Raw genomic sequence first — 17240 nt, 5'->3', positions numbered from 1 at the left:
CTTTCCGGAAGGTGGGTGGGTCAACGAGCAGCGCGGGGCGCGAAGTACGCCAGTGCCGCGCCCGCGACCAGCGCCGTGCCCTGGGCCATCTGCTGCCAGAACGTGGGCACGTCGAGGAGGGTCAGGCCGTTCTGGAGACAGCCGAGGAAGAGCACGCCGAGCAGGACGCCGAGGATCGAGCCGGAGCCGCCGGTGAGGGCGACCCCGCCCACCAACACGGCTGTCAGCACGGCCAGTTCGAACCCGGAGCCCGAGGTCCCGGCGACCACGCTGTCCAGCACGGACGCCTTGATCGCCCCGGCGAGCGCGGCGGCCACACCGGTCACCACGAACAGCAGGAACGGCGTACGGCGCACGTCGATCCCGGAGAGGTGCGCGGCCTCCCGGTTGACGCCGATCGCGAAGACGTGCCGCCCGGCCGGGGTGAGCGCGAGGAACAGCGCGCCCGCCACGAGCACGAGCGCGGCGACGACGACCGGCGCGGCGAGCCCGGCGATCCGGGCGCCGCCGAGCCAGGCGAACCCGGTGCCGAAGCCGCTCAGCGGGAGCGGGAACAGCTGCTGGGCCAGTCCGCGTACGGCGGTCAGCATGCCGAGGGTGACGATGAACGCGGAGAGGCCGAAGTAGCAGCACAGGACGCCGTTCACCGCGCCCACGACCGCACCGGCGGCGAGCGCGCCGGCCACCGCGACGACCGGTGACTGCCCCTGCCCGGCCAGCCAGCCGCCGACCAGCCCGCCGAGCGCGAGCGTGGAGCCGACGGACAGGTCGAGATACCCGCTGATGACGAGCAGCGCGGACGGTACGGCGACGATGGCGAGGGTGGCCGCGTCGGTGGCGATGCCCCGCAGATTCGCCGGCTGGAGAAAACTGCCGGTGGCCACCTGGAACACGAGCACCATGACGGCGAGCACGGGGATCAACGGCTGCCGCCGCACCGCGGTGAGCCCACCGGAGGCGAGGAGACGGGGGCGGGCGAGAACGGGATCGACGGTGGTCATGCGGCTCCTTCGGGGGACGGGGCGGAGTCGGGGAACGGGGCGGAGTCGGGGAACGGTGTCGTGGCGATGGACGAGGACGTGTCGGTGGGCGGGGCGGGACTGGTGCACCCGGACGGGGTGGCGGCGGGGGCGATACGGCCGTCCGAAGCGGCGCCCTCGCCGGACGCGCCGCCGTCGGCCCCGTCGGCGTGGTCAGCCCCGTCGGACTCGCGGCCGTCGCCGGCCTGGTCAGCTCTGTCAGCCCGGTCGGCCAGGTCAGCCCCGTCAGCCCCGTCAGCCCCGTCGGACTCGCCGCCGTCGCCGTCCTCGTCGGGCCCTCGGCCCGGACCCGCCCCATGCACCGCCGACAGCAAGGCCTCTTCCGTCAGCCGCTCCCCCGACAGCTCCCCCACGATCCGGCCCCCGGCGACGACCAGGCAGCGGTCGGCCAGGGCGACGATCTCCTCGGGGTCGCTGGAGGCGAACAGCACGGCGGTGCCGCGGTCGGCGGCGAGCGCGGAGACCACCTCGTAGATCTCCGCCCGCGCCCCGACGTCGACGCCCTGCGTGGGCTCGTCCAGGAGCAGGACGTCCACCCGCCGGGAGTCGTTGATCCACCGGCCGAGGACGAGTTTCTGCTGGTTGCCGCCGGAGAACGCGGCGGCGGGCAGCCGCGGCAGGGCCGGTCGCAGCCCTACGGCGTCGGCGAGCGCCCCGAACACCCGCCGCTCGGCGCCGAGCCCGCGCACCCCCGCCCGCGCGAGCCGCCGCACCGACGGCAGCAGCACGTTGTCCTGCGCCCCGAGCACCGGGAACAGCCCCTGCCGGCGCCGGTCGGCCGGCACGAGCGCGATCCCGGCGGCGAGCGCGTCGGCGGGCCGTACGGGCGCGACGGTCCGCTCCCCGACCCGCACGGTCCCGGCTTCGGCGCGCCGCACCCCGTACAGACTCTCCAGAATCCGCGTACGCCCCGACCCGATGAGCCCGAACATCCCGACCCGCTCCCCCGCCCGGACGGTGAGACCGACGGGCCCGAAGCCAGGGCCGGTCAAGCCGTCCACGGAGAGCCGGGGTGCCCGGGCCGGGTCCACGCCCGGGCAAGACCGCTCGGCCACCTGTCGCGAGGCCCGGGACTTCTCGACCGGCCCTCCCGAGGCCCCGGACTCCTCGACCGACGGCCCCAAAGCGCGGTACTTCTCGACCGACCGCCCCAAGACACCGGCCCCCTCGACCGGACCTCCCGATACGCGAACCCGCCCTGCCGCACCCCCAGCACCACCGACCCCTTGCCCCACCACAGCCACACCATCTGCCCGCGCAGCCGCAGCCGCACCGGCCACCACCCGCCCCGCGACCGCCTCCACCAACTCCCCCCGCGTCCACCCCGCCCCCACCTCCCGACGCACCACCCGCCCGTCCCGCAGCACCGTCACCGCGTCCGCGAGGCGTTCCACCTCCGCCAGCAGATGGGTGACGTAGACGATCGCGAGGCCCTGGGTGCGCAGGTCCTCGACGCGGGTGGCCAGCGCGGCGCTCTCCGCCGTGGAGAGGGCCGCCGTCGGCTCGTCCAGGACGAGGACGGACGCGCTGCGGCTGAGCGCCTTGGCGATCTCCACCAACTGCCGCTGTCCCATGGGCAGTTCACCCACCCGGTCACGCGGCGAACACCCGGCGGCGACCCGCTCAAGGAGACCCGCCGCGACCTTCTCCTGCGCCCGCCGGTCGACGACGCCGTACCGCGTCCACTCCTGCCCGAGGAAGATGTTCTCGGTCACGGTCAGCGCGTCGACCACGCTCAGCGTCTGGAAGATGATCGCGACGCCCGCGTCGATGGCCGCGCGCGGACTGAGCCGGGTGTACGACGCCCCGCCGACCTCGATCGTGCCCGCGTCCGGCGCGAACGCCCCGCCGAGGCACTTGATGAGCGTGGACTTGCCCGCGCCGTTGTGTCCGAGCAGGGCGTGGACCTGGCCCATCGGCACGGTCAGGTCCACGCCGTCCAGGGCCCGCACCCCGCCGAAGGACTTGCTCAGTCCGCGGATCCGCAGGTTCACCGGTGTCATGGCGGCCTCAGGCGTTCTGGGCGAGCAGCGCGTCGATCTTCGCGGTGTCGTCCGGGCCGACGAGGGCGATCGGCACCTGGACGCTCGGCTTCGCCTTCCCGGCCGCGACCGCGCGCGGCACCTCGACGATCGCGTGCGCGATGTCCTCGGGCGCGAGCGCGGCGGAGGCCCGGTAGAAGGTGCCCTGCTTGATGGCGATGAGGGAGGGAGCGGACCCGTCCTGCCCGCCGACGAAGGTCTTCGCGTCGTCGGCGCTCCGGCCGGCCTGCTGGAGCGCCTTGTACCCGCCGTACGCGGCCGCGTCGGTGACGCCGAGGACCAGGTTGAGGTCGGGGTGCTTGGCGAGGATCGCGTTGGTCTTCGCGAGCCCGGTGTCGGGGTCGATGGCCTGCTCACGGGCGACCACGTCCACCCCGGGCGCCAGTTTCGTGAACGCGTCGATCATGCCCTTGGTCCGCTCGCGGCCCAGCTCGATGGTGCTGTCGGTGAGGAAGGCGACCTTGCCCTTGCCCCCGAGCTTCTCCCCGGCCCACTTGGCGGCCGCCTCGCCGAGCAGCGTGCCGCCCTCGCGGAAGCTGAACTGGATGTCGGCGCTCTGGTGCTCCAGGGTGCCGCCGTACGTCACCCAGATCAGGCCCGCGTCCAGCGCCGACTTGGCGATCGCCTCGGTGGCCTCGAAGACCATCGGGAACGACACGATCGCGGGGACCTTGCGCGCCACCCAGGTGGTGAGGTTGGTCGCCTGGGTGTCGGCGTTGGCGGCGTCGTTCGTGGTCAGCATCGAGATGCCGTGCTTCTTCGCGGCGGCCGTGGAGAGCTTGACGAGCGTGGTGTAGAGCGGGAGTTGGGTGAAGGGGTAGTCCAGGCCGATCCTCGTCAGGGGGCCCGCCGAGCCCGTACCGGAGGACTTGGCGGAGGCCGAGGTGCTCGCCGGTGCCGAGCATCCGGCGGCGGTGAGCGCGGTGGCGGCGACGGCCGCACCCGAGTAGGCGAGGAACCGTCTCCGCGAGCTGGCGGGGACGGCGACGGACCGGCGTGAGGTCATGGCGGGGCTCTCCGAGGCGCGGGCCCGCCGGGGCGGGCGTCCTGCCGGGCCGAGGCCGGCCCGAAGCTGTGCCGAACAGAAAAGCCCCGGGCGCGCCGCACCACCATCCGTACAAATACCGATCGCGTGCCCGGGCACCCCCGCGCTCCCCGAACCCTTGCCCCGCACGACCGCCGCCTCTATCGTGAGCGGAAATCATTAGGCCCCAAACGACATGTGAACCCCGTGCTCCCGAGCCGCTCCCCGGAGGCTCGTATGCTCAGCCACCACCAGCTCGTCGCGGCCACCCGCATCGGCATGCTCACCCGCGAGCGCGACACCGTCTCCGCCTGCGCCCAGGCGCTGCGCGAACTCGCCCGCGCGCTCCCCCTCGACGCCGCGACCCTGCTCGCCATCGACCCGCTGACCGGTGTCCACGTCCAGGTCGCGGGCCTCGGCTACACCGACGTCACCTCCCAGGCCCTGGCCCGCGAGTTCGTCACGACACCGTGGTACCGCAATGTCGTACGACAGGAGCTGCCGCCGTCGATCTCCGAGGACACCGAGGACCCGGAGGAGCTCGGACCCCGCTTCCGCCAGGGCTGGTTCTACGCCGAGCGGGTCCGCCCGGCGGGCTTCCGCGACGGGGTCACCGGGGCGTTGCGCCACCGCGACCGGCTGGTCGGGCTGGTCCATCTGAGCAGCGAGACCGCGGGCGCCTACGACCACGAGAGGCGGCGGCTGCTCGCCTCCGTCATCCCGGCGCTCGCCGCGTTCGCCGACCCGGTGGGCCGCGCGGGCGAGACACCCGGCCTGCCGGAGCGGGGCGCGGCGAGCCTGGTGACCGCCGACGGGGTGCTCGACCTGCCCGGCCGGGAGCGCGTACGGGCCCTGGGGGACGGGGAGTTCAGGGGCGTGCTGCGGGCCTTCGCGGACGCCGGGGGCCATCGGCTACGGCTGCTGTGGCCGGTCGAGGGGACCTGGTACCGGCTCGCCCTGCACCGGCACCGGCCGGGCCCCGGGCTCGCCGCGGACGCGGTGCTGGTGCACGAGACGCCGACCGAGCTGCCGTACGGACTCAGTCCGCGCGAGCTGGAGGTGCTCACCCGGGCGGCGACGGGGCAGACCAACCAGGCCATCGCGCAGGCGCTGTTCCTCTCCCCGCGGACCGTGCACAGCCACATCGAACACCTGCTGCGCAAGACGGGCGCCGGCTCCCGCGCCGAGGCCACGGCCCTCGCCCTCCGCGACGGCCTGCTCCGCCCGGCACCGGAACACGTGGGGTTCTTCGGGGAACGGTGACGCCGGCCCACCGCGTCAGGGATGGAACCGCCACCGGCCTTCTGAGACGACGTCCACCTTGCCGTCCCTGACGCGGACGGCCGTGTCGTCGTCGATGAAGTAGATCGGGAAGTCCGCCCGCGCGACGATGCGGTCGGCCCAGGCGTCGTCCCGCTCGGGGAAGTCCGGTGAGTACAGGTGGGGCTTGAGGTACCAGTCGAAGAGGCCGAACGGCGGCTCCACGGCCGTCGCGCCGAGCAGGTGGAGGTCGGCGGTGTCGCCGATGACGTCGGCGGAGTGGGTAGTGAGATGCCGGCCGAGGATCATCGACCCGGCGCTGAGCCCCACGTAGACCCGGCTCTCCAGCGCCTCCAGGATGCCGTCGGCCAGCCCGTTGCCCGTGATGCTGCGCGCGAGGTGGTAGTGGTTGCCGCCGCTGACGTAGATCACGTCGGCGTGGAGCAGCCGGTCGAGGACCAACTGCCTTGGCAGACCGTTGAGTTCCAGGACGTCGAACTCCCGCCAGCCCAGGCCGTGCACCCGGTTCATGTCGGCAAGGAGCCAGCCGTGGTCGCCGGGCTCGGCGACCGACGCGGTGGGAACGTACACGACGTTCGCCGCTCCGAACGGCTTGCCCAGCATGTCCCGCAGCGCCTCCCGCAACGACTCGTTGCGCAGGCCACCCGCCGTCAGCAGAAAGTTCATCGGGCGAGCCAAGCATGGGGGGTGGGCTCGCGCAACGGGGCGGGGGAACGCCGTGGCCGGCTCGGGAACGGGCGCTCACCACGCCCCCCGTCGCGTCGGGAAGGTCATCCGGCCCCGGCCACCGTGGCAGCCTCGGGAACGGACGCCCACCCAGCCCCGGCCACCATGGCTGCCTCGGGAACGGACGCTCACCCGACCCCGGCCACCATGGCTGCCTCGGGAACGGACACCCACCCGACCCCGGCCACCATGGCCGCCTCGGAAACAGACGCCCACCCAGCCCCGGCCCACCACGCCGGTCTCGGAAACGGGCCCTCACGCTCCGCTGGCCAGCCGCCCCATCACCCCGTACAGCTCCTCCGGCGTGAGCGGTGCGGCCGGGAGTGGGTGGGCCGCCTCCGTGCGCAGGCCGTCGAGGAGGAAGGCGATGCCCCGGCGCCAGACGTCGGGCGCGGTGTCCCTGGCGGCCCGGGAGAGCGACGCGTTGGTGGCGAAGACGAACAGCAGGTCCCCGGAGGTGAAGTCGGGACGCAGGGCACCGGCCTGCCGGGCGCGCTCGATGATCCGCTCGGCGACGGCGCGGGTGTGGTCGCACAGGGCCATCAGGCGTGCCGCGTCGGGATAGCGGCCGGTGACGACGTCGCTGATCGCGGGGTCGGCGGCCTGGAGTTCGCAGACCTGCTCGACGTAGAGGGCGAAGCCGCCCCAGGGGTCGTCGTGGGCGAGCGCCCGCCGGGCGACCTCCTCCAGCCGGCCGAGGGCCAGGTCGGCGACCACCTCGTCGATGAGCGCCTCGCGGCTGCCGAAGAGGTTGTAGAGCGTGCCGTGGCTCACGCCCGCGCGCCGGGCGATCTCCTTCAGGGAGACCTGGAGGCCGCGCTCGCGGAAGAGCTCGGCGGCGGCCTCCCGCAGCTTGTCCGCGTTGCGTCGCGCGTCGGCCCGCATCAGGCGACCCTCCTCGTCCCTCGGTCTCGTCCCTCGGTATCCCTCGGTCGGCCTTCCATGGTCGCACCCTCGGACGGAGCTAAATCGACCCGAGGGTCAAGTTATATGCTACGGTCGCCCGAGAAGTTGACCTGCTGGTCAACATAATCTCCCCTCCCCAGGAGCCCCCATGTCCAAAGTCATCGCCGTCCTCGGTGCCGGTACCGGCCTCGGCGTCTCCGTCGCCCGCCGCTTCGGCCGCGAGGGCTTCCGGGTCGCCCTGGTGGCGCGGCGCAAGGAGCGCCTGGACGCGCTCGTCGAGCGGCTCGCCGCCGAGGGCATCGAGGCCGCCGCCTTCCCCGCCGACCTCTCCGACCCGGCGGGCGTGCCCGCGCTGGTGGCGGCCGTCCGCGAGCGCTTCGGCCGGATCGACGTCGTCGAGTACGGCCCGATAGGCGGCGACGTGCCGTTCGTCCCGGCACGCGACCTGGACGCGGCCACCCTGACCCGCCTGTCCGGGCTGCTCCTGCTCACCCCGGTCGAGGTCTTCCACACGGTCCTGCCGGAACTCACCGAGCGCGGCGACGGCGCCCTCCTGATGACCACCGGCTACTCCGCGGTGCACCCGATGCCCCACCTCAGCGGCGTCGGCCCGGTGATGTCGGCCGCCCGCAACTACCTCTACTCCCTGAGCGGCGAACTCACCGGCACCGGCGTCTACGCGGGCACGCTCACCGTCGCCGCGATGATCACCGGCAGCGAGGGCGCGGAGGCGGCGACGGCCTCCCCCGACTCCCCCTTCGACCCCACGGCCTTCCCGGTCGCCGACCCGGCCGAACTGGCCGACCTGTACTGGGACATGTACACCAAGCGCGACCGGGTGGAGCAGGCGTATCCGGTCGAACTCACCCCCGTCTCCGCCTAGCGGCACACCTTCCGGTACGGCACGTCCGGCAGGTACGTCTCCCACATGGTCGGGCGCGATGGCGCGGCACCGGAGGGGAGGGCCTCCCGGTAGGGTGCGTCAGTGGACCGGATCTTGGTGGTAGGAGTCACGGGCGCAGGCAAATCCACCCTCGCGCGGGCGGTGAGTGACCGTCTGGGGATGCCGTACCACGAGATGGACGCGCTGTACTTCAAGGGCCCGTCATGGACGGTGAACGACCGTTTCACGGAGGACGTGTCGTCTCTTGCCGCAGAGCCACGCTGGATCATCGACTCTCTGGGCTACCCGGAAGTCCGAGACCTCCTCTGGACCCGAGCCGACACGGTCATCTGGCTGGACTACCCCCGCCGCGTCACAATGCCCCGAATCCTCCGCCGCTCCCTCAAACGCACGGTGACCCGAGAGCCCCTCTTCGGCGGCAACAGAGAACCCTGGTCGGACTGGCTGACCCGCACCCACCCGGCATGGTGGTCCTGGTCCCAACACGCCACCCGCCACACCGAAATCGCCACCCGCCTCCAGAACCCCCGCTTCACCCCTCTCGACACGCTCCACTTCACCCACCCGAAGGCCACGGCGACTTGGCTCGCAACTCTCTGACCCGGCGCCGGATTCCACCGTGAGCTTGGATGCCCCGATGAAACACATCGAGGCCGAACTCCTCACCGACACCGGCAACAACGCGGTACTCCGCCTCCCCGGCAGTTCCAACCCGCTCTCATCGATCGCCTGAAGGCGGCCTCATTCGCCTCGCACGCACATGCCCGACCAACCCCAACCGAGCTTCGTACACGCCACGTTGCAATGCGGCCCGCCCGGCGGGAGCTCGATGTCAGCCATGTGGGCAGGGGGATGCGGGACTCCCAGCTGGGGAAGCTGCCGCGTTCGGCGGGCCGAATCGACGCTGACCTGCCTGCACACCGTCTGAGCAGTCACAAGTCCGGGACTGCGGGATCCCATCAGCGCTACGCCCCCTGGCACGGGGTCGGACTCGGGATGACACATGGGCGTGGCACCGTCACGCTGTGAGCTCCGTCGCGTTGAACAGGCGTGAACTCGATCTTCTCGTCCGCCGAGCGCCCGCTCTCGACCGAACATGTCCTCAGTCTTCGGCCACTGCGCGTCGCACAACTCACGCGTGGTTGGGCCGTGGATGTCACTGCGGCCGACCTCGTCCACGTCGCGGCTCCGGTTGATGCGGCACGCCGACTGTGGGCCGGCCGCGGCGACCTCGGAGACACCGAGGCCAACAGGGAACTGGCACGGATGCTGGAGTTTCGACCCGGAGACTTTGGTGCCGCAGGCCACGTTGTGCTGGGCGCTGATGCCGTGGAGGTACAGCCGGGTGTTCGGCCGTTCGGTGACTCCTTGCACATCATCGGGCCCGAGTGCATCGACGGAATGCAGCGTTTGAAGGTCATCGCGGCCGCAAGGGGCCGACTGACATACGACCATCTGCAGGGTTCCGTCATCCGCCTCGAGATCTACTGTGGACCCGAGAGGGAGCGCGCTCGTCGTGTCTATGACGTCGCCGACCGATATCTCAACCCCTCCACGGCGCAGGACCGCCTGATCCGCTGCCCGAACATCGTCAACCTGATGCGGGGAGACTGGGAGAAGGGCGACTTCGATCCTCGTCGAGGCATGACGACAGGACCTCATGGGCAGCGCTTTTCCATGGCGGACGTAACCTCCGCCCTCGCCTGTCTGTCGCCCTATCCCCGCCCGGTCGCGGCGCACCTTGCTGCCACGCCGCAAGGACGGGAAGCGCTCTGGGACGACCGTGATGCGCCCGTCTACCAGAGTCTCTTCCATGGGCGGATGACCCCGGTGGGCGTGATGCGTGCCGTTGAGGCATGGCGGTCGGCTCATTCGACACTGCAAGCGATGCCACGGAAGTCCAGGCAGGGCTACGGCCACTTGATCGAGTATGCGCCGGAGCTGATCTGTTGGAAGGCCTGCCGCTCTCTGTCTCCGCCCTTGCCTCTGAGTTCACTCCACGACCCCAAGTCGGACTTTGCCTGGGTGCGGGCCATTGAACGCGATCTACCTGCTGCCACCGTGCAGACAGCAGAGCGGCTGGTAGCCCGCTATCAAGCGGTTCGTCCTGACCGCAGTCGCCCGTACAAGGCGGAAGCCCCCGAACTCGGATTGTGGATGGAACTCGCGGAGTGATCGCCATAACTGGTCACGGTTGGAGGGACGTTCAGCAGGATGACGTTCGCGCCGTCCTCACCGACAGCGGTCTTGCCGGCTTCGGCGGTGGACGATCACAGGCGTGTCGCCCACCGCCGATGCCTCCGGGCCCCGGTGCTGCCGGGCCCGCGCCGGAGCCCTACTTGATCCAGATGTGCGTGACCTTGTGCATCGGCGACTCCCAGCCGTCGCGGGGGTCGCGGTCCAGGTACCGCACGTCGCCGTTGATGGTCGCCTGGTAGGCGACGGTCACCGTGTAGTCGCCCGGCCAGATGGCGGTCACGCCGTAGATCTGCACGTCCTGATCGCCGCGGTTGACGAAGCAGAGGTTGCCGGTGTTGGTCTCCAGCCGCAGGATGTCGGTCCGGTTCCCGCAGTCCGTCCTGTCCACGCCGCCGGCGGCGTCGGCCGGGAGCGCGGTCGCGAGGGCCGCGGTCAGTGCCGCGGCGGTCACGCCGACGAAGCGCAGGGCGTTGCGGGTTGTGGAACGGGTCTTCATGGGGTCTCTGTTCCTTGCGTGGGGGAGGTGGATCCAATCGACCGTGGATCCAATCGACCAGGAAGAGACCCCGGCGGCGGAAGAGGTTGGTCCACGGCGGCGGATCCGCGCCGTGTTTCCTTTCATAGAGAGGGAGTTGAACCGCCGCCGGAGTCGCAACCGTTCTAGAAGCCCGCCGTCCTGTCCTCGCTGCGTGGGTCCGTCACCTGATGCTCCGTGTAGAGGCCCGAGCGGGACTCACGGCGCCATGGGCGGGCGTAGGACAACGCCGTCACGGCTGTCTCGGAGCTGTCGTCGAGGTCCGCTACGGCGACCGACGGGGATCCGTCCGCCGGGCATCGCGCGAGCCACGTGCCGTTGGGGGCGACGATTCCGGTCGGTGCGGTGACGCTGTCCTGTGCCGGTCCCGCCGCCCCGACCCAGTAGCTGTTGAACGCCGCGTGGCCCTGGACCTGGGCCTCGGCGGTGGTGTTGCCGGGCGTACCGCTGGTGGCGAGCAGGACGCAGTCGACGTCCAACTTCTCGTACTCCGCGAAGAGTTCGGGATAGTGGATCTCCATGCCGAGCAGGCAGCCGAAGCGCACACCGTCGACCTCGAAGGTCACCGGGGAGACGCCCGGCGAGTACATGTAGGAGACCTTCGTCCTCGACAGCAGCCGCTCGTCGTAGCGCGTGACGACCTCGCCGCGGGCGGAGATGACGTAGAGGCTGTTGTGCGGACGGTTCGGTCCGGTCAGGCGGTGCACCGACGGGATCACCGTCCACAGCCGCAACTCGCGGGCGAGCCCGGCGATCGCGGCCAACTCCGCTTGGACCACCGGCCATTGGCAGCGGTCCCAGTCCGCCGGGCCGGCCTCGTCCGGGCCGGAGGCGGACATGACGTACTTGCCGGGAAAGCAGATCGCGCCTTCCGGGAAGTGCGCGATCCTCGCTCCCCGCGCACCGGCCTCGCGCATCAGGGCACGGACCTCGCTCCCACTCCGACGCAGCAGTTCCACGTCCCTGGGGTCTTCGCGAACGACTGTCTGCGCTACGGCGAGCCGTACGCTCCTGGCATGTCCCGCTTCCGGCATGACGTCTCCTAAGGGAGTCGGACGGAAGTGCCGGAGGGCGGACGTATAGGACTCGCCGGTCTTGGCGGCGCGTTCACGTACCTGGCGCTTGAAGTTCCTACGGGCTGTCATCGCGGATCGCGGCCTTCCACGCCCTGAGCGACGCTCCCCGGCAACCCCGCCCGAGGCGATCGGGCTGCGACAACGGCCTGAGACGCTGGTCCCTTTGCCTCCACTGGGAGACCGTGCCGGGGACGGTCGCGGGAGGTTCGGCGTAGGCCACGCAGTCGCTCATCCTGCCGTCGCCCGAGAACTCCGTCAACCACGTCCGGCGGTCGGCCAACCACGTCCAATCGCCAGTCAACCACGTCCAGTCTCCGGTCAACCGCGTCCGGCTGTCATCCAGCCCCCGAGCCCGAACCCCCCACCCTCCCGCCGGACTTCCACCACACCCGAACCGCCGAAGTGCGCGGGGATAAGCAACTCCCTTTCGTCACAAGCCCGTTCGAGAACCCGGCGCCTACTCGCCGCCGCCTGCTCCGGCGCCAGACAGGCCGCGCTGTTGCAGCACGGATCCAGGATCTGGACCGGGCTGTGCAGCAGGTCCCCGACGAAGACCGCGCGCTCGGTGCCGGAGGCGAGGCGCAGGACGGACGAGCCAGGGGTGTGGCCGGGGGCGGATTCCAGCACCAGGTGGTCGTCGATGCGGTGATGGCCGTCCCACAGCACGGACTGCCCGGCCCGGTGAACGGGCGCGACGCTGTCCTCGTAGATCAGGCGGTCGACCTCCTGAAGACCGTTCCCGTACGAACCGGACGGGCCGTAGTGGAAGTCGTCGGCCGCCGGAATCAGGTACCGCGCCCGCGGGAACGTCGGCACCCACTCCCCGTCCGCGTCCACCGTGTTCCAGCCGACGTGGTCGGCGTGCAGGTGGGTGTTGACCACGACGTCGACGTCCTCGGGACGGATGCCGGCCCTCGCCAGCAAGTCGAGGAAGTCACCGTGCCGTTGGTGGAAGGGCTCCATGCCGGGCCGTTCACGGCCGTTGCCCACCCCGGTGTCGACCAGCACCGTCCGCCCGCCACTGCGCAGCACCCACGTCTGGAGCGCCAGCACCGCCAGACCGGTCACCGGTTCCCAGTGGTCCGGCACCAGCCAGTCCTCGTTGTCCTTCCACACCTCGGCGGCGACGTCCGGGAACATGCCGGACACCGGCGCGAACGGGGCGTGCCACTCGACGAGCCGGACGACCTCGACATCGCCCAGCATGAGGCGCTGAACTCGTTCGTTCTCATTGACCATGGGCTCGACCTTAGGAAACCCGAAAAGATCTCCTCAATGCCCAACAGAATCATCCAGATACGTGTCCGTCTCATACCCTGTGCGGATGGATGTGGTGAGCGACGCGATCTCCGCCGTACGACTCGGACACCCCTCGTCCCGGCGAGTGCGGGGCGGCGGGAGTTGGAGCGTGCGGCTGGAGCCGTACGACGGCGCCGGCTTCCACGTCGTCCTGAAGGGGCGGTGCTGGCTGAAGCCCGACCGCGGCGCCCCGGTGTCCCTCGGCGTCGGCGACGCGGTACTGCTCCCGCACGGCACGGGCCACGTCCTCGCCGACGCGCCCGTCGAGGCGACCGACAGGGCGCTGCCGTTCGACCGGTGGCGGGAACCGGCAGACCCCGGCCCCCAACTCGGCCCCGACGAGACGGAGTTGCTCTGCGGCAAGTACCGCCTCGACTGCAGCCGCATCCACCCGCTCATGACGGAGCTGCCCGAGGTCGTCCACCTGCCCAGCCGAGTCGGCACCCACCTCGAACTCCGCGCCGCGATCGACCTGTTGGCGGGTGAGCTGGACCAGCGGCGCCCCGGCGCCGGCATCGCGCTGCCGAACCTCCTCGACCTGCTCCTCGTCTACATGATCCGCTCCTGGATGACCGAGGCCACCACCGGAGCCTGGCCGCGCGTACTGGGCGACCCGGTGACGGCCGCGGCGCTGCGGGCGCTGCACACGGACCCGGCCGCGCCCTGGACCATCGAGCGCCTCGCGTCGGAGGCCGGTGTCTCCCGCCCCACCCTGGCGCGCCGGTTCACCACGCTGGTCGGCCGCCCGCCGATGGCGTACCTCACGTGGTGGCGCCTGATCCTCGCCGCGACCCTGCTCCGCGACACCCCGAACACCCTCGCCGCCATCGCCGAACGCGTCGGCTACGGCAGCCCGTACGCCCTCTCGCACGCGTTCCAGAGGGAGTTCGGGACCACGCCGGGCCGGTACCGAGTCCAGGCCGCCGAACGATCCGACCACCATCGGACCACCCCGACCGCCCCGACCACCCCCAGGAGCCGCCATGGCGCACCCACCCCGCCTGACCCTCTCCACCATCTGCCTCGACGCCCCCGACGCGCATGAACTCGCCGCCTTCTACCAACGGCTTCTCGGATGGGACGTCGAGGCCCGGGAGGACGACTGGGTGAAGCTCAAGTCCACTGACGGCGGGCCCGGGTTGTCGTTCCAGACCGAGGCCTCCTACGTCAGACCCGTGTGGCCCGCCCGGCCGGGTGAGCAGCAGATGATGATCCACCTGGAGATCGAGGTCGACGACCTCGACAGCGCCTCGGCCCACGCGGTCGCCGCGGGCGCCACGCTCGCCGGCCACCAGGCCCAGGACGACGTACGGGTCCATCTCGACCCGGCCGGGCACCCGTTCTGCCTCTGGGTGCGCACCTGAACGGTCAGATGAAGATCCCCTGCCCCGCGCCCAGCACGCCCCGAGGGTCGTACCGATGCCGCGCCGCCGCCAACTCCCCCCACACCGGCCCGAAATGGCGCCGCCAGTCCGAGACCGTGAAGGAGAGGGAGTCGATCGGATAGCGGTGGCCGCCCGCCGATAGCGCCAAGTCGTACGCCTCGCGGTTCGCCGTCAGGAGGCGCTCGATCTTCGCCGTGTCATCCGGCGGGGTCGTGCGCAGGATCGCGAAGAGGTACGGGACCGGGTCATCCGGAACCCTCAACAGCGGTGCGGCGGTGAGGCGTTCGCGGCGCAGCGGGTAGAGGAGGACCAGGCCGGGGCCGAGGTCGTCCGGGGTGAGGGAGGAGAGGATCTCCGTGGCGATCTCCTCCGTCCGGGCGCCGGGGAGAAGGAGGTTGAGCCACGGGTGGGCCCAGTACCACAGCCCCGATTCCTTCAACTGGGCCACCGCGGGCGCGATGCGGTCGAGGAAGTCGTAGTACGGGAGGTCGGTGATCCGCGCGCCCGCCGGGTCGTACCGCAGGCCGTGCAGCAGACGCCCGTCGTCCACCGGATTCCCGTACGCGACCGCCTCGACGAAGCCCTCCCCGAAGACCCCGGCCGCGTCCGCCGTGACCTGGCCCTCGACGTAGTCGAACCGTTCGTCCTCGGCGAGGACCCGCTGGTCCTCCAGGTACGTGCGCAGATCGGCGTACGGCAGCACGTAGTGCCGTACGGTCGAAGGCGCCGGAACCAGCCGCAACGTGGCACCGACGATGATCGCGCACTGGCCGAGTCCGGAGAGGACCGCCCGGAAGAGGTCGGCGTGCCGGCGCGGGGAACAGTGCACCAACTCCCCCGCCCCCGTGACGACTTCGAGCGCCACGACGTTGTCGACCTGGGCGCCGTATCGGTGCGCCTGGCCGCCGATGCCGCCCGCGGACAGCGTGCCGCCGACGGAGAGTTCGAGGTAGTCGGTGAAGACCGGCGGGGTCAGGCCATCGGCCAGAGTGGCCTTGGCCACGTTACTCCAGCGGGCGCCGCCGCCCACCGTCACCGTCGAACGGACCGTGTCCACCGCGCCGACGGCCGCCAGCGGCTCCGTCTCGACGACCAGGCCGCCCGCCAACTGCGCCTGGCCCAGGGTGGTGTGGCCCTGGCCGCGCGGGGCGACCTCGATGCCGTGCCGGTTGCAGAACCGCACCATCGCGACGACGTCCGACACGGACCCGGGACGCAGCACCGCGGCGGGCGTACGGTGCACGATGTGGCCGTAGTCGTCGGCGACGGCGGCCCGGGACGCCGGGTCCGTCAGCAACGTACCGTCGAGATCGGGCACACCGGCGAAGGGACGGTCCCCGGACACCGCCCAACTCCGGGTGCCCGGATCGAACCCGGCGACCACCGCTCCCGCGACGGCGAGTCCGCGCAACGCGGCACGTCTGGACGGCTGTTGGGACATGAACGCCTCCCGTGACAGACAGAGAGATATTCGCCGGAGCAAGTCACCGTCAGGCTTCTGACGGTCAACTGTCAGGTCCCTGCGCTTACATGACGGCAGCAACTCCGGACCCCCCACCCCGAGGAGTGCCGCCATGACCCTTTCCACCGACATGCTCCCCGACTTCCCCATGCCCCGCGAGGCCGGCTGCCCCTTCGCCCCGCCCCGGGAGATGATGCGGCTGCACGCCGAGGACCCCGTCTCCAAAGTCCGTCTCTGGGACGGCAGTACACCCTGGCTGGTCACCCGGTACGAGGACCAGCGCGCCCTCTTCGGCGACCAGCGACTCAGCGTCGACACCACCAGGGACGGCTTCCCGTACCACACCGAGGCCTTCCGGGACACCACCTCCACGACCCCGCCGTCGTTCCTCAACATGGACGACCCCGACCACGCGCGCATCCGCCGGATGGTCACCGGCCCCTTCACGGTCAAGCGGATCGAGTCCCTGCGCCCCGCGATCCAGCGCATGACCGACGATCTGATCGACGCGATGCTCGCGGGCCCCAACCCGGTCGACCTGGTGGAGGCGCTCGCGCTGCCGCTGCCCTCGCTGGTGATCTGCGAGATGCTCGGAGTGCCGTACGAGGACCACGACTTCTTCCAGAGCAAGAGCAAGGTGTCACTGCGCCGGGACGTGACCTCCGAGGAGGCGCGGGCCGCCGCCGGCGCGCTCTTCGCGTACCTCGGCGAACAGCTCGACAAGAAGCTCGCGGAGCCGGCCGACGACCTGCTCACCGACTTCGCCGTACGGATGCGGGACGGCGACCTCAGCCGCCTGGAAGCCACCATGCTCGGCCAGTTGCTGCTCGGCGCCGGACACGAGACGACCGCCAACATGATCGCGCTGGGGACCCTGGCGTTCCTGGAACACCCCGACCAGCTCGCGATCGTCCGCGACACCGACGACCCGAAGGTCCTCGCGAGCGCGGCGGAGGAGATGCTGCGCTATCTCACCATCGTCCACACCGGCCAGCGCCGCCTCGCCCTCGAAGACCTGGAGATCGGCGGCCAGTTGGTCCGGGCGGGCGAGGGCGTGATCATCGCGGCCGCCACCGGCAACTGGCAGGACGACGTCTTCCCCGACCCCGATCGGCTCGACGTCCACCGGGACGCCCGCCGCCACATGGCCTTCGGCTTCGGCATCCACCAGTGCCTGGGCCAGCAACTCGCGCGCCTGGAACTCCAGGTGGTCTACGGCACCCTCTTGCGCCGCGTCCCCACCCTGCGCCTGGCCACCGGCCTCGACAAGATCCCGTTCAAGGACGACGGCATCGTCTACGGCGTCTACGAACTCCCGGTGACCTGGTAGGCCCCGGCGCGAAGGGCGGGGCTCCCGACAA

At 71.3% G+C, this 17240-nt stretch carries 16 protein-coding genes; 7 read left to right on the top strand and 9 right to left on the bottom strand.

The window, feature by feature from the left end:
• Positions 1 to 20: 20 nt before the first annotated feature.
• Genes ABZ896_RS06875 through ABZ896_RS06865 form a run of 3 tightly spaced genes read right to left on the bottom strand, consistent with a single transcriptional unit; the run spans position 21 to position 4088 of the window.
• A complete protein-coding gene (locus ABZ896_RS06875) occupies positions 21 to 1001 on the bottom strand; it encodes an ABC transporter permease (RefSeq protein WP_360923039.1) in 981 nt (326 codons plus the stop codon).
• Positions 998 to 3043, bottom strand: a complete 2046-nt coding sequence (locus ABZ896_RS06870; RefSeq protein WP_360923036.1) for a sugar ABC transporter ATP-binding protein — start codon at positions 3041 to 3043, stop codon at positions 998 to 1000. Before ABZ896_RS06870 ends, ABZ896_RS06875 begins: the two co-directional genes overlap by 4 nt.
• Before the next feature lie 7 nt (positions 3044 to 3050).
• Positions 3051 to 4088, bottom strand: coding sequence for a sugar ABC transporter substrate-binding protein (locus ABZ896_RS06865; protein ID WP_360923033.1), 1038 nt, complete (start codon positions 4086 to 4088; stop codon positions 3051 to 3053).
• Positions 4089 to 4343: 255 nt separating this feature from the next.
• Between ABZ896_RS06865 and ABZ896_RS06860 the strand changes: the two genes are divergently transcribed.
• A complete protein-coding gene (locus ABZ896_RS06860; RefSeq protein ID WP_360923030.1) occupies positions 4344 to 5369 on the top strand; it encodes a LuxR C-terminal-related transcriptional regulator in 1026 nt (341 codons plus the stop codon).
• 15 nt (positions 5370 to 5384) lie between these two features.
• Here ABZ896_RS06860 and ABZ896_RS06855 read toward each other — a convergent pair whose 3' ends face one another.
• Positions 5385 to 6053, bottom strand: a complete 669-nt coding sequence (locus tag ABZ896_RS06855) for a Type 1 glutamine amidotransferase-like domain-containing protein (RefSeq protein WP_360923027.1) — start codon at positions 6051 to 6053, stop codon at positions 5385 to 5387.
• 315 nt (positions 6054 to 6368) lie between these two features.
• Complete coding sequence (locus ABZ896_RS06850; RefSeq protein WP_360923024.1) at positions 6369 to 6998, bottom strand: helix-turn-helix domain-containing protein; 630 nt, start codon at positions 6996 to 6998, stop codon at positions 6369 to 6371.
• A gap of 169 nt (positions 6999 to 7167) precedes the next feature.
• Here ABZ896_RS06850 and ABZ896_RS06845 point away from each other — a divergent pair, with 169 nt between their 5' ends.
• The 3 genes from ABZ896_RS06845 (at position 7168) to ABZ896_RS06835 (ending at position 10098) form a co-directional block, all read left to right on the top strand.
• Positions 7168 to 7902, top strand: coding sequence for an SDR family NAD(P)-dependent oxidoreductase (locus tag ABZ896_RS06845; protein WP_360923021.1), 735 nt, complete (start codon positions 7168 to 7170; stop codon positions 7900 to 7902).
• A 102-nt stretch (positions 7903 to 8004) separates the two neighbouring features.
• The gene (locus ABZ896_RS06840; protein WP_360923018.1) at positions 8005 to 8523 is read left to right on the top strand and encodes an adenylate kinase; all 519 of its coding nucleotides are present in this window, start codon (positions 8005 to 8007) and stop codon (positions 8521 to 8523) included.
• 450 nt (positions 8524 to 8973) lie between these two features.
• Positions 8974 to 10098 carry a hypothetical protein gene (locus ABZ896_RS06835; RefSeq protein WP_360923015.1) on the top strand — a complete coding sequence of 375 codons (1125 nt, stop codon included), beginning with the start codon at positions 8974 to 8976 and terminating at the stop codon, positions 10096 to 10098.
• A gap of 160 nt (positions 10099 to 10258) precedes the next feature.
• Here the strand turns inward: ABZ896_RS06835 and ABZ896_RS06830 are convergent, their stop codons facing one another.
• The 3 genes from ABZ896_RS06830 to ABZ896_RS06820 form a co-directional block, all read right to left on the bottom strand.
• Complete coding sequence (locus tag ABZ896_RS06830; protein WP_360923012.1) at positions 10259 to 10618, bottom strand: hypothetical protein; 360 nt, start codon at positions 10616 to 10618, stop codon at positions 10259 to 10261.
• Positions 10619 to 10782: 164 nt separating this feature from the next.
• On the bottom strand, positions 10783 to 11616 hold the full coding sequence (locus ABZ896_RS06825) for a carbon-nitrogen hydrolase family protein (RefSeq protein WP_360923009.1): 834 nt from the start codon (positions 11614 to 11616) through the stop codon (positions 10783 to 10785).
• 435 nt (positions 11617 to 12051) lie between these two features.
• Positions 12052 to 12972, bottom strand: coding sequence for an MBL fold metallo-hydrolase (locus ABZ896_RS06820; RefSeq protein WP_360923006.1), 921 nt, complete (start codon positions 12970 to 12972; stop codon positions 12052 to 12054).
• A gap of 85 nt (positions 12973 to 13057) precedes the next feature.
• Here ABZ896_RS06820 and ABZ896_RS06815 point away from each other — a divergent pair, with 85 nt between their 5' ends.
• Positions 13058 to 14077: an AraC family transcriptional regulator gene (locus tag ABZ896_RS06815; RefSeq protein ID WP_360923004.1), complete on the top strand. Its 1020-nt coding sequence runs from the start codon at positions 13058 to 13060 to the stop codon at positions 14075 to 14077.
• Entirely contained in the window at positions 14016 to 14396 is a 381-nt protein-coding gene (locus ABZ896_RS06810; protein ID WP_360923001.1) for a VOC family protein, read from the top strand. Before ABZ896_RS06815 ends, ABZ896_RS06810 begins: the two co-directional genes overlap by 62 nt.
• 4 nt (positions 14397 to 14400) lie before the next feature.
• On the opposite strand, the gene ABZ896_RS06805 is transcribed toward ABZ896_RS06810, so the two are convergent.
• Complete coding sequence (locus ABZ896_RS06805; protein ID WP_360922999.1) at positions 14401 to 15858, bottom strand: FAD-binding protein; 1458 nt, start codon at positions 15856 to 15858, stop codon at positions 14401 to 14403.
• 133 nt (positions 15859 to 15991) lie between these two features.
• On the opposite strand from ABZ896_RS06805, the gene ABZ896_RS06800 reads away from it, so the two are divergent.
• A complete protein-coding gene (locus tag ABZ896_RS06800) occupies positions 15992 to 17209 on the top strand; it encodes a cytochrome P450 (RefSeq protein WP_360922997.1) in 1218 nt (405 codons plus the stop codon).
• The last annotated feature ends 31 nt before the right edge of the window (positions 17210 to 17240 follow it).

The sequence above is a fragment of the Streptomyces sp. NPDC047072 genome, assembly GCF_040643855.1.
GTDB lineage: Bacteria > Actinomycetota > Actinomycetes > Streptomycetales > Streptomycetaceae > Streptomyces.
The sequence above is the reverse complement of the archived record's forward strand: the minus strand, read 5'-3'. Positions and strand labels throughout refer to the sequence as shown.

What these genes read in the sequence shown, in the direction of transcription:
- ABZ896_RS06875 (WP_360923039.1), bottom strand. Translation starts at nt 1,001, where the DNA reads ATGACCACCGTCGATCCCGTTCTCGCCCGCCCCCGTCTCCTCGCCTCC.
- ABZ896_RS06870 (WP_360923036.1), bottom strand. Translation starts at nt 3,043, where the DNA reads ATGACACCGGTGAACCTGCGGATCCGCGGACTGAGCAAGTCCTTCGGC.
- ABZ896_RS06865 (WP_360923033.1), bottom strand. Translation starts at nt 4,088, where the DNA reads ATGACCTCACGCCGGTCCGTCGCCGTCCCCGCCAGCTCGCGGAGACGG.
- ABZ896_RS06860 (WP_360923030.1), top strand. Translation starts at nt 4,344, where the DNA reads ATGCTCAGCCACCACCAGCTCGTCGCGGCCACCCGCATCGGCATGCTC.
- ABZ896_RS06855 (WP_360923027.1), bottom strand. Translation starts at nt 6,053, where the DNA reads ATGAACTTTCTGCTGACGGCGGGTGGCCTGCGCAACGAGTCGTTGCGG.
- ABZ896_RS06850 (WP_360923024.1), bottom strand. Translation starts at nt 6,998, where the DNA reads ATGCGGGCCGACGCGCGACGCAACGCGGACAAGCTGCGGGAGGCCGCC.
- ABZ896_RS06845 (WP_360923021.1), top strand. Translation starts at nt 7,168, where the DNA reads ATGTCCAAAGTCATCGCCGTCCTCGGTGCCGGTACCGGCCTCGGCGTC.
- ABZ896_RS06830 (WP_360923012.1), bottom strand. Translation starts at nt 10,618, where the DNA reads ATGAAGACCCGTTCCACAACCCGCAACGCCCTGCGCTTCGTCGGCGTG.
- ABZ896_RS06820 (WP_360923006.1), bottom strand. Translation starts at nt 12,972, where the DNA reads ATGGTCAATGAGAACGAACGAGTTCAGCGCCTCATGCTGGGCGATGTC.
- ABZ896_RS06815 (WP_360923004.1), top strand. Translation starts at nt 13,058, where the DNA reads ATGGATGTGGTGAGCGACGCGATCTCCGCCGTACGACTCGGACACCCC.
- ABZ896_RS06810 (WP_360923001.1), top strand. Translation starts at nt 14,016, where the DNA reads ATGGCGCACCCACCCCGCCTGACCCTCTCCACCATCTGCCTCGACGCC.
- ABZ896_RS06805 (WP_360922999.1), bottom strand. Translation starts at nt 15,858, where the DNA reads ATGTCCCAACAGCCGTCCAGACGTGCCGCGTTGCGCGGACTCGCCGTC.
- ABZ896_RS06800 (WP_360922997.1), top strand. Translation starts at nt 15,992, where the DNA reads ATGACCCTTTCCACCGACATGCTCCCCGACTTCCCCATGCCCCGCGAG.